This window comes from Ruminococcus sp. MSJ-25 (assembly GCF_018917825.1).
Taxonomy (GTDB): Bacteria; Bacillota; Clostridia; order Oscillospirales; family Ruminococcaceae; genus Hominimerdicola; species Hominimerdicola aceti.
Genome location: NZ_JAHLPI010000017.1, coordinates 1 through 11,166 on the forward strand (window position 1 = coordinate 1; position 11,166 = coordinate 11,166).

At 44.4% G+C, this 11,166-nt stretch carries 10 protein-coding genes; 9 read left to right on the forward strand and 1 reads right to left on the reverse strand.

The window, feature by feature from the left end; all coding sequences use genetic code 11:
- Positions 1–288 precede the first annotated feature (288 nt).
- From KQH97_RS07115 to KQH97_RS07140, 6 genes are all read left to right on the forward strand, one after another.
- On the forward strand, positions 289–1,458 hold the full coding sequence (locus tag KQH97_RS07115; protein WP_195550900.1) for a cation diffusion facilitator family transporter: 1,170 nt from the start codon (positions 289–291) through the stop codon (positions 1,456–1,458).
- Positions 1,459–1,683: 225 nt separating this feature from the next.
- Positions 1,684–1,887 carry a DUF1858 domain-containing protein gene (locus KQH97_RS07120; protein ID WP_022288179.1) on the forward strand — a complete coding sequence of 68 codons (204 nt, stop codon included), beginning with the start codon at positions 1,684–1,686 and terminating at the stop codon, positions 1,885–1,887.
- A gap of 74 nt (positions 1,888–1,961) precedes the next feature.
- Positions 1,962–2,633: a class I SAM-dependent methyltransferase gene (locus KQH97_RS07125; RefSeq protein ID WP_216553632.1), complete on the forward strand. Its 672-nt coding sequence runs from the start codon at positions 1,962–1,964 to the stop codon at positions 2,631–2,633.
- Between the two features lie 22 nt (positions 2,634–2,655).
- The gene (locus tag KQH97_RS07130) at positions 2,656–3,141 is read left to right on the forward strand and encodes a spore coat associated protein CotJA (protein WP_216553633.1); all 486 of its coding nucleotides are present in this window, start codon (positions 2,656–2,658) and stop codon (positions 3,139–3,141) included.
- On the forward strand, positions 3,125–3,886 hold the full coding sequence (locus KQH97_RS07135; RefSeq protein WP_216553634.1) for a Nif3-like dinuclear metal center hexameric protein: 762 nt from the start codon (positions 3,125–3,127) through the stop codon (positions 3,884–3,886). Before KQH97_RS07130 ends, KQH97_RS07135 begins: the two co-directional genes overlap by 17 nt.
- 16 nt (positions 3,887–3,902) lie before the next feature.
- The gene (locus KQH97_RS07140; RefSeq protein ID WP_216553635.1) at positions 3,903–5,654 is read left to right on the forward strand and encodes an NFACT family protein; all 1,752 of its coding nucleotides are present in this window, start codon (positions 3,903–3,905) and stop codon (positions 5,652–5,654) included.
- Between the two features lie 46 nt (positions 5,655–5,700).
- Here the strand turns inward: KQH97_RS07140 and KQH97_RS07145 are convergent, their stop codons facing one another.
- Positions 5,701–6,210 carry a hypothetical protein gene (locus KQH97_RS07145; protein WP_215648725.1) on the reverse strand — a complete coding sequence of 170 codons (510 nt, stop codon included), beginning with the start codon at positions 6,208–6,210 and terminating at the stop codon, positions 5,701–5,703.
- 173 nt (positions 6,211–6,383) lie between these two features.
- Between KQH97_RS07145 and KQH97_RS07150 the strand changes: the two genes are divergently transcribed.
- The 3 genes from KQH97_RS07150 (at position 6,384) to KQH97_RS07160 (ending at position 11,158) form a co-directional block, all read left to right on the forward strand.
- Positions 6,384–6,554, forward strand: coding sequence for a YlcI/YnfO family protein (locus tag KQH97_RS07150; RefSeq protein WP_171028765.1), 171 nt, complete (start codon positions 6,384–6,386; stop codon positions 6,552–6,554).
- Between the two features lie 307 nt (positions 6,555–6,861).
- Positions 6,862–9,099 (forward strand): NPXTG-anchored protein, encoded by a 2,238-nt coding sequence (locus KQH97_RS07155; RefSeq protein WP_216553636.1) that lies wholly within the window; start codon positions 6,862–6,864, stop codon positions 9,097–9,099.
- A 193-nt stretch (positions 9,100–9,292) separates the two neighbouring features.
- Positions 9,293–11,158: a DUF4430 domain-containing protein gene (locus tag KQH97_RS07160; RefSeq protein ID WP_216553637.1), complete on the forward strand. Its 1,866-nt coding sequence runs from the start codon at positions 9,293–9,295 to the stop codon at positions 11,156–11,158.
- Positions 11,159–11,166 lie beyond the last annotated feature (8 nt).

The following is an 11,166-nucleotide window of genomic DNA, read 5'->3' on the forward strand; positions in this document are numbered from 1 at the left end:
AAACGTGCAGCTAGCTGCACGTTTAAGTCGAACAAACAACCGTCCTATGCGTCCCCTCAAATGGTTTTCGCCTATCGAATTTCTTAATAATAGTGTCCAATATGATTGACAAACCTACAGAAAAGAAAATTTTATTATGTGGTTGAAATGAGAAATAAGTGGCTGCATATTGCCTGCTGCGGCGAATATCCATATAAATAAGCATTTGCACTTGATTTTGTAATATTATGTGTTATAATAGTAGATAAACTTATAAGTTTACTTTGGTAAACAAAAGGGGATATTCATATGTCAGCACTTCTTATAAGATTATTCATAAAAGACAGAGATAACGTGAAAGATAAAAACGTCCGAAAAAAATATGGCTACCTAGGCTCATGTACTGGTATAGTCCTTAATATCATGCTTTTCCTCGGTAAGCTTATTGCAGGATTTGTGTCAGGGGCTGTGTCCGTTATGGCGGACGCCTTCAATAACTTGTCCGACGCAGGCTCGTCTATAATGTCGCTAGTGGGATTTAAAATGGCGGCCAAAGCCGCAGATGAAGACCACCCTTTCGGTCATGGCAGAATGGAGTATATCTCAGGTCTTGTCATTTCGTTTATTATAATGATGATGAGCATTGAGCTTGGAAAATCTTCTTTTTCAAAGATCTTTGCCCACGATAAGCTTGCTTTCTCGGTAATGACCTTTGTGATACTTGCCTGCTCTGTGGCTGTGAAGCTTTGGATGTGGTATTTCTATAGAAAGCTTGGGAAAAAGATAAACTCTACCTCGCTTTTCGCCTCTGCCGCTGACAGCCTTTCCGATTGCGCCGCAACAGGAGCTGTTATGCTTGCAATGGTATTCTCTGCGTTCACAGGCATAAACATAGACGGCTATATGGGCGTTCTCGTTGCTCTCTTTATCTTCCGCTCAGGCTTTATGACCTGCAAGGACAGCGTTTCGCCGCTTCTCGGTTCAAAGCCCGATAAGGAGTTCGTTCAGGATATCGTTGATACCGCAATGAGCTTTCCTGAGATAATCGGTATCCATGATCTGCTCATACATGATTATGGCGTAGGGAATACCGTTATCTCTTTTCATGCTGAAGTGCCATGTGAAATGGACTTTATGGCGGCTCATGAGCTTATAGACGATCTTGAGGATAGCATGAAAGAAAAATATCACTGCGCAGTGTCTATACATATGGATCCGGTGGCAGATCATGACGAGCAAACTATCGAAACTAAAAAGATAGTAACAGACGTTGTGAAGTCTATCGACCAATGCCTTAGCATACACGATTTCAGAATGACAAAGGGAGAAAACCGTGAAAATCTTATCTTTGACGTGGTAGTGCCTTTTGATTTCAGACTTTCAGACAGTGAGGTAAAAGCAAAAATATCAAAACGGCTTACAGAATTTGACGGAAGATACAACGCTGTTATAAATGTTGATAAGGGCGATACATTATAATATATAAGGCAACACCGCACAAAGCCCGCCTGACGGCTTTGCACGCCATTTGCTTGCAGATTTTCCGTCATATCACACAAAAAAATCTGACTACGCATCTGACGCACGATCTTTGTGCGGTATTGCCTTAAAAAGGGCTTGCTTTTTTTCTCAGGATTGGTTATAATATAGGTATAACGCAAAGCGTTTGCGGTGCGTGGTCTATCATGATAGGAGGAATATAAAATGGCATTCACAGTTACAAAGGATACTATTATAGGCGATATAATGGACGCTGATGAAAATACAGCACCATACTTTATGGAAATGGGTATGCACTGTCTGTTCTGCCCAGCGTCAAGAGGCGAAACTCTTGAAGAGGCTTGTGCTGTTCATGGCGTTCCTGTTGAGGAAATGCTCGAAAAGCTCAACAAGCATTTTGCAGAATAAGCGTTTGGAACTACTTTCGCCGCCCAGCCGCCTTTTTAGGGGGCGAGCGGCGATTTTTTCTTTGGAGGAAAGCTTTGGATAAAAGACTTGTGACCTGTGCAAAGCTTTGTACGGGAGATTTTGTATGCGATGTGGGGACAGATCATGGTTATCTGCCCTGCTTTATGATAAAGGAAAATATGTGCAAAAAGGCTCTCGCCTGTGATGTTGCACCAATGCCGCTAAAGTCGGCTGAGGAGCATATCCGCCGTGAGGGGCTTTCAGACCGCATTGGAACAATGCTTTCAGACGGACTTGACAATGTTCCGCCTGAGGGCATAACAGACGTTGTTATGGCAGGCATGGGCGGTGAGCTTATTGCAAGGCTTTTGGAAAAATGTCCGTGGGTGAAAAACAGCGTAAACCTCGTTTTACAGCCTATGACAAAATGGGACGTGCTTAGAAAGTGGCTTTATGACAACGGCTTTGAGGTGAAAAAAGAGCTTGCCTGCACAGAGGGGCTGTTTGCATATTCTGTCATGCAGGCGGTGTATACAGGCAAAACGCCGTCCTATGAATGTGATGACAGATATTTGCAGTTCGGCTTTGTTAAGCCTGAGGGCGAGGGGAAAGAGTATATCGCAAGGCAGGCAAAAAGAATTTTTGTTGCAGGCAGCGGAATGATGAAGTCCGAGGACAAAAAGGAGTTAGGTGAAAGGCTCGTTAAGCTTGCACAGAGCGAGCTTGAAACGTTGAAAAAAATATGATACAAAAAAACATGGGGCAAAAATGAAATTTCTGAAAGCTTTGGGGATAGGCATAGCCATGCAGCTTTCCGTGACGATATTTTCGGTGTTGCTTATCGTAGCGTTCTGTATGGTAAGTCCCGGCGGTGCAAGCGTGATATTAAGCGGCGTTGTTGCTTTGGGTGCGTATATAGGTTTTTATTTTAAATTTAAGAAACCAAACGTGGGCAAAGCCTTTTACTGGCTCAGCTTTACATTTATTCCGCTTGTTATACATACCATTGTTATGACTTTTGTCTATACTCATTGCGAAAAAGATGTGGCAGAGGCTTTGTCGAGAGGCACATTGTTTCCCGCACTCAACTATCTGCCCTTTGTCGCTATGATGCCTGCATTGGTGGTTATCGTAGTGACAACATTCATCACGGGCTTTTACGAACTTCTTGACGCAGTTATCAAGGACAGAAATATCCCTGACAGCACATCAGACACACAAAAAGGAGCTGACAAAAATGACAACGGTTTATGATATTTATAGTTTTATAGATGATATTGCACCTTACCATTTGCAGGAGGGCTATGACAACAGCGGTCTTAACGTGGGAGAAATGTCCGCAGAGGTAAGGAGCGTGCTGGTGGCACTGGATTGCACCGCCGAGGTGGCAAGAGAGGCTTGTCAGCGTGACTTTGACCTTGTTCTCACCCACCACCCTGTTATTTTCAGAGGACTAAAGACCCTCGTGCCGAACGACCCTGCTGTGATACTTGCGGCAGGGGGAAAGAACGCTCTTTCCATGCACACAAATTTCGACTCCGCAGAGGGCGGAATGAATGACGTGCTTTGCAAAATGCTTGGTCTTGAACCTGAGAGCGCTTTGCATGAAGAGCATGGCGTTGGCTGTGGATATGTATGCGAGTGTGACGGCATGAACGTCCGTGAGCTTGCACAGAGGGCAAAGGACGTTCTTGGCTGTAGAGTAGTCCGTTTCAGCGGCGGCGAGCGTGAGATAAGGCGTGTGGGAGTGTGCTCAGGTTCAGGCGGTTCGTTCCTTGCTGATGCAGCAGAAAAAGGCTGTCAGGTGCTTTTGACAGGTGACGTAAAGCATGACGTTTTTATAGACGGCGGGAATATGGGCGTTTCTGTTATAGACGCAGGTCATTTCTATACGGAAAATATCTTCTGCGAGTTTATCGCCAACGAGCTGAAAAACAAGTTCAGCGATCTGAGAGTAGAGATAGCCGTAAGCAACAGGGATATAGTTGAAGTAATATAAAAAGCAGGTAAGTAAAATGGCATTGGACGGAATTTATCTGAGCTTGCTCAGAAAAGAATTTGACCCTCTTATTGACGGCAGGGTGGATAAGATACACCAGCCTTCACGAGAGGAGCTTATAATGACTATCCGCACTAAAGAGGGTGCGCAGAAGCTTATGTTCAGCACAGGTGCAGGCTCGGCAAGGGTCCATATAACAACGGCGGATATAGAAAATCCGAAAACACCGCCTATGTTCTGTATGCTCATGAGAAAGCATCTTGCAGGGGGCAGACTTACTGCCATTAGGCAGGACGGTTTTGAGCGTATACTTTTTTTTGACTTTGAAGCCACCAACGAAATGGGCGACAGGGTGAATCTCACACTTGCGGCGGAGATAATGGGCAGGCGTTCAAATCTTATCCTCTATCGTGAGGACGGCAGGATAATAGACAGCATAAAGCGTGTGGGACAGGAAATGTCATCAGTGAGAATGGTTCTTCCCGGTGCGCAGTATACTTTGCCCCCAAGAGAGCAAAGGCTGAATCTTATGGAATGTACAAAAGAAGAATTTCTTGCAAAGATAGCCGAAAACCCCACGGCGGAGCTTTCAAAGGCAATAATGAAAACGCTTGAGGGCATTTCACCAGTGTTCGCAAGGGAAGCTGTGTTCTTTGCGGCAAGGGGTGCTGAGATAACAGCCGGACAGCTAAGCGAAGACACTGCGGACAGGCTGTGGTTTTATTTCTCGAAAGTCCGTGACAGCATAAATGACGGCACTAACGTCTACACAGTGCTGAAAACAAAAGAGGGCAATCTCAAAGATTTCTGCTTCTGCGATATAACGCAGTATGGTGCGCTCATGGTGACAAAAGGCTTCGAGTCGCCAAGCGTTCTTCTGGACTATTTCTATGCGGAGAGGGACTCCCTTTCAAGAATAAAGCAGAAAGCCAACGACCTATTCAAGCTTCTTATAAACACCTCCGAGAGAACTCAAAGGCGTGTGCAAAATCAGCGTGAGGAGCTTAAAGAGTGCAAGGACAGGGAAAAATACCGCATTTACGGTGACCTTATCACTTCAAATCTCTATACACTCCAAAAGGGCATGGCATATGCGGAGGTGCAGAACTTTTATGACGAGAACTGCCCTACAGTGAAGATACCACTTGACAAAAGACTTACGCCAACACAGAACGCTCAGAAGTATTATAAGGAGTACAGAAAGCTCGACACCGCAGAGAAAAAGCTCACTGTGCTTATTGCAGAGGGCGAGCAGGAGGTCAAGTATCTGGATTCTGTTTTCGATTCTCTCACGAGGGCGCAGACGGAGGGTGATATAGCCGAGCTTCGTGAGGAGCTTTTTCAGGAGGGCTATGTAAAGCGCTCAAAGTTCAAGGGCAAGCCTCCAAAGGCTCTGCCGCCTATAAGATACCGTTCTTCTGACGGATATGAAATAAGGGTAGGCAGGAACAATAAGCAGAACGACCGCCTCACCTGTAAGGAGGCTGAAAAAACTGACCTTTGGCTCCACGTCAAAGATATCACAGGAAGCCACGTTATCGTCACCTGCGACGGGGAAATGCCACCTGACAGGACAATAGAGGAAGCGGCAATAATCGCCGCCTGCAACTCAAAGGGAAGGAATTCCTCCAGAGTGGACGTTGACTACACTTTCATAAGAAACGTTAAAAAGCCAAACGGCTCAAAGCCGGGCATGGTTATTTTTACAAACAACTACACTATCACTGTCAAGCCTGACACGGAGCTGGAGGAGAAACTGAGGGTATAATTCAGCCCCCGTATGTTTACGATACATATGGGGGCTTTTTTTGTTGTTATTTGTTGGTTATTGCTTCAACTATTCTGTCGGTTTGCTGACGATTGTTTGTGTCGTCAAGTCGATTAGAGATAAGCTGATTTATAAGATCTTCTATTTCAAGAGCTTTTGACCGATCAAATATCAGGACTGATATTTTCAGTGATTCTCCTGATGTTGTTTTTATCGTAATAACAGTCTGAAACGAAGTTATAATAATTAAAACACCTAAAAGAATAAGTATGATAGGTGCAAGTGATGATGAAAGTGAAAGTATCTTTGAAGCTGAAATAACACTAAATCCAGACCACATAAGTATAATGCCAAACAGAAGTATCACACCTATACAATTAAATGTTCTTGTTACGGTTGCAATCTGATTTACAGGTATAACGTCAGTTTTTGTGCCTATGGCAAGAAGGGAGAAAAGAATATTTGGTGTTTTGAGTTTTACAAAATTTTGTTCGTGTGTTACCTCTCCTTTGAGATATGCCGTTGGAAGTGATATCCTGTACTTTATTGTTTTCATAAATAAATGCCCCTTTTCTTATTTTTACTAAAGCGTTGCTTTACGCTTATTATAGCATACTTGTTTTAAAATTGCAAGTATTTTTTACTTGCAATTTTAAGTCTATTATTTATGAATGTTTTTAGTTAGAATTATAGCATGGGAACAAGTTTAAAAGCAGCGGGGTGTGCTAAATGTTTGAGATAAAGAAGCCGACATCATCAAATAAAACAATAAGAATGCCTGACACACTAATAGAAAAACTTGAAAAGCTTGCGGCACAGAATGATATTTCTTTTAATCAGCTCGTTATACAGTGTTGTGAGTATGCATTGGAAAATTTAAATTCTGCCGATGACACATAGGGTATAGCCTAAAACTATATCCAACAAAGTTTCAGTCTATGAGTTTATGAAAATGCCACAAAAACGGCGTTGTATCGGGCTTATTAGTGGTGTAAAAAGGTTATTGAATAATCCATAGCGATATGGTATAATTATCATGATGTGAATATTAAGAAAGCACAGTTTGAAAAGTTGTTAGCTGAGTAGAGCGTGTCAGGGCGAAAGCCTTGCCGTCAGGGAAGCAGGTCCAAATCCTGCACAACCGCCATTACTGTGTTTGACAGGCTTTTTGTGCGCTGTCATAAGTCAGGTATCTGCTGTGTTTTCGTTGACTATTTCTGTCTTGGGCGATGAAGATGACGGTCTGCTTTATCGCTGTGCAGGCAGTAAAGCGGATAGAATGCTTTTTCGTTTCGGCGGAAGGGCATTTTTTGCTGTGGTCGGGGTGTTCATAAAAAGTGCATTGACGGCGGAACAGTGTGTATCAACGAAAGGACAGAAAAGAATGAAGAAGAAAATTTTGAGAACAGCCAGCTTCGCTCTTGCGACTGCTCTTAGTCTGAGCGTGTGTGTAAGCGCATTTGTTTCAGACGGAACAAACAACAATGTAACAACATCGGTCCTCCCTGACAGTGCGGATAACGCAGTGCTTAACTGGGCAACTAAGGTAGGAAAAAGCTGGAACGATGGTCCGTCGCCTGTGGCTATCGTTGGAGATTATATCGTTTATACATCCGGCGACAAGCTCATGAGAATGAACAAGGAAACGGGCGTTGTGGATTCAGTAGTTGGACAGCGAGCAGGCACAAACAGCTACGCTATCCAGCCTGTTACTTATGCAGACGGCATGATATTCTCAGCCTTTAACGGCGGAATTCAGGCATTTGACGCTGACACCCTCAAGTCGCTGTGGGTATACAAGGACAGCGTTGGCGGACAGTCTGTAAGCCCTATCTACTATAATGACGGCTGTATCTACACAGGCTTCTGCAACTATGGTTCAGGAAAAGACGATCAGTATGTCTGCATAGACGTTAAGGACGAAGATCCTGACACAACAGATGAAGAGAAGTCACCAAAGTGGACATTCACAAACAAAAGCGGTTTCTATTGGGCAGGCGCATATGCAACTGATGATTTTGTCGTTCTCGGCATGGAAAATGCAAAGGCAAATACTACCGACCCTGCAAGAATAGTTACTCTTGACAAGACCTCAGGAAGCGTTATAGATACTGAGTATACAGTAGGCGGAGGAGTAAGAAGCACTATTTCTTACGATAAGGATACAGACGCTTATTATTTCACATCTAACGGCGGATATTTCTATAAGGCAACAATAGACGATGAGGGCAATTTCACAAAGCTTGACAGCATCCCACTTGGCGGTGCAAGCACATCATCTCCTACAGTTCTTAACGGCAGAGCTTATGTTGGTGTAAACGGCTCAGGCTGGGGCAACTATAAGGGCAGTGCTATCGCAGTTATCGACCTTGACAGTTTTGAGATAGCATACAAGGCAGAAACAAAGGGCTATCCACAGACCTCAGGTCTTGGCGTTGTGAATGAGAACGGCTATAACTATGTTTACTTCTCAGAGAACGCATCAGCAGGCGCTATCCGCTATGTAAAGGATAAAAAGGGCGTAACAGAAGTTCTTGACGCTCAGATAGTAAACGGAAAGAAAACAGCTCCGTCACTTTTCACACCAACGGGTGCTCAGGCTCAGTACGCTATAGCTGACCTTGTTGCAGACGAAAACGGCACTATCTACTTCAAGAACGATTCAGGCTACATAATGGCTGTCGGCTCAGAGGTGGAAAAGCTTGTGACCGAGAATGCTAAGACAGTATGCAAAGAGGGCGAAGCTTATGACGCTTCCGACTTGAAGGTTTACGCAGTTCTCAAAAATGGCGCGAAGAAAGACGTTACAGATTATGTGACTATCGACGATACAGCTCTTACAGCAGACGATGATTTCGTTACTGTTACATACAAGTATGGTATGTACAGAGATAAGACAAACGAGGGCGCTGCAAACACAACCGGCGTTGCCGTTTCACCTGTTGAAGCAACTATCGACGTAACAGTTCTTGCAGCAGAGGATTATGACAGCGTAAAGGCTGTTGAGAAGCTTATCAGTGATCTTGGCGAGATAACACTTGACAGCGAGAATGACATCAAGGCAGCAAGAGCCGCTTATGACGCTCTTGGCGACCTTAAGGAATATGTAGGCAATGTTGACGCTCTTACGGCCGCAGAGGAAAAGCTTGAAGAACTCAAGACACCAAGCTCTTCATCAGAAGCAGAAAGCTCTGTAAGCTCATCTGACGTATCTTCCGAAAGCACAGTATCTTCTGCAAACTCTGAGGATACATCTTCTGCCACTTCATCAGCCGCAGAGTCAGTAAGCAGTGCTGACACATCAAAGGCGGCTGACAGCTCATCAAAGACAGCAAATAACGCAGGTGCGGCTAACCCTAACACAGGTGCGACAGCAGGCGTTTGCGTAGCAGGTCTTGCACTTCTTATCAGCGGAGCGCTTACAGTTTCAAGAAAGAGAAAGTAAAAAAATAAGACAATTAAGATATAAGTTATTTTGCAGGATACTCGCCCTCTATTTTCAGGGGGCGGGCATTTTCTGTGATATGAAAAGCGAGAATATTATGAAAAAGCATACACAAAAAAACAGGCAAATAATAATGCTGTCAGCAGCGGCGTTTTTTATCGCAGCGGCTTTTTTGTGTATGCGTTTTTATAATATGAGTAGTTATAAGACCCCTGAAAATCCGTTTTCAGTACTGTCTGAAAGCCTTGCGGAGGAGGACGGACAGGGCGGAGAGGGCTATGAAACAAGCTCTCAGCCAAATGACGAAAGCTCAGATATGGACAGCTCACAGGCAGATGACAGTGATAACACTGATAGCAGCGACAGCAATACAGATACAACAGAAAGCTCTCCGCAGGCTGACAAAAGCGACGGAAATTCCCCGACAGTAAATGGCGGGAGCACAAATATTACCATAAATATCCAAGGCGAAAATAAGTCTGACGAGGTAAAGAAAAAGCCTGACAGCAAGACCGAAACTGTCACAAAGAACACCGACACAGAATATTTCACCACCTCTATAAAAGAGGGCGAGCGTGTAAAAAAAGCCCTGTATAAGTTCACAATAACACATAAAAACAAGGCTCTCACAGTGCAGAAAGTTCAGGTCACTGTGAACGGCAGCGTTGTAAATCAGTTTTCGGGCAGCGTTACCCTTCACGCAGGAAAAAACACTATCCGTGTTGCCTGCACTTATGCAGACAAAAGCGGTCAGGTGAAAAGGGCTTATAAGGACTATACAGTTTATTTTGACAAAAAGGAGATAACCTTTGACACCGACCTTGCGGATAAGGATACTGACTCAGACAGCATAACATTTTCAGCCACAGCTTTTTACGGCAGTGATAAGATACCTTTGATAGTAAAAGTCAACGGTGAAAAGCTTTCCGGTGGTGAAACTTTTACCGCACAGCTTTCAGAGGGCGAGAATACTATAACTCTCTCTGCGGAAAAGGACGGCTCAAAGGCTGAAAAAAGCTTCAAGATAAAATACACTCCTGCGGAGTTTTCCATCGATACCGACCTTTATGACCGCACTGTAAATGACGCCGATTTTAGCTTCTATGCGAGAATGAAAGGTCAAAGTGGCAGTGCAAAGCTAAGCGTTATTCTAAACGGTAAAAAGCTTTCGGGCAGAGATAATTATACCTGCACCATCCAAAGCGGTGATAACCGTATAAGGCTTTATGCAAAAGACGGTGACAAAAAGATAGACAGATCTTTCACTGTCACCTATGTACCCATTGCTGACGATACCACAAGACCTGAGATAACGTATATAAACGTCACCAACGGACAGACAGTGAAAGGCTCGGGCTTCACCCTCAGATTTAACGCACAGGACTATCAGGGCGGAAGGATATATGCCGACAAGACAGAGGTCTGGCTCAATGGGCTTTCTGTTGAGTGTATCGCACAGGACAGGAACTCAGCCTATTATCTCCAGCTTTCGGGCGGGGCAAATCTTCTTGAAATAAGGGTGTATGACCCCGAGGGCAGATATGCGGATCATGCCTATACCATAAATTCTGTCAGCGCACAAAAGGGCGAGCAGACAGGCGTTATAACAATGAGCTTTGACGCCGATACCATAGGGCTTGGACAGCTTGCCGCAGGCTCAGAGGTGGCAATATACGAGGGGGACACAGGCGTTGACATTATAGAGCGTTTTCTTCAGCAAAACGGCTTCACAGGTGACTTTACAGGCAAGGGCGATCAGAGATATCTAAGCCGAATACACAAAAGCGGTGCGTTTGCAGGTGGAGCAGTAAACAGCGAGCTTGCGGAGCTTATAAAAAATGACGGCATTGCAGACAGCAACACACAGTATGCCGATAGCCTTGGAGAATTTGACTACACCTACGGCTCAGGTTGGGTGTACACTGTAAACGGCAATATGCCTGCATACGGCATGGGCAAGGTGAACTTCACCGACGGCGACACTGTTAGGCTTGCGTTCACAGTTGCCTACGGCAGAGATATAACAGGATCACAGGATAGCTATGATAAAACATGGTAGGAGGATAT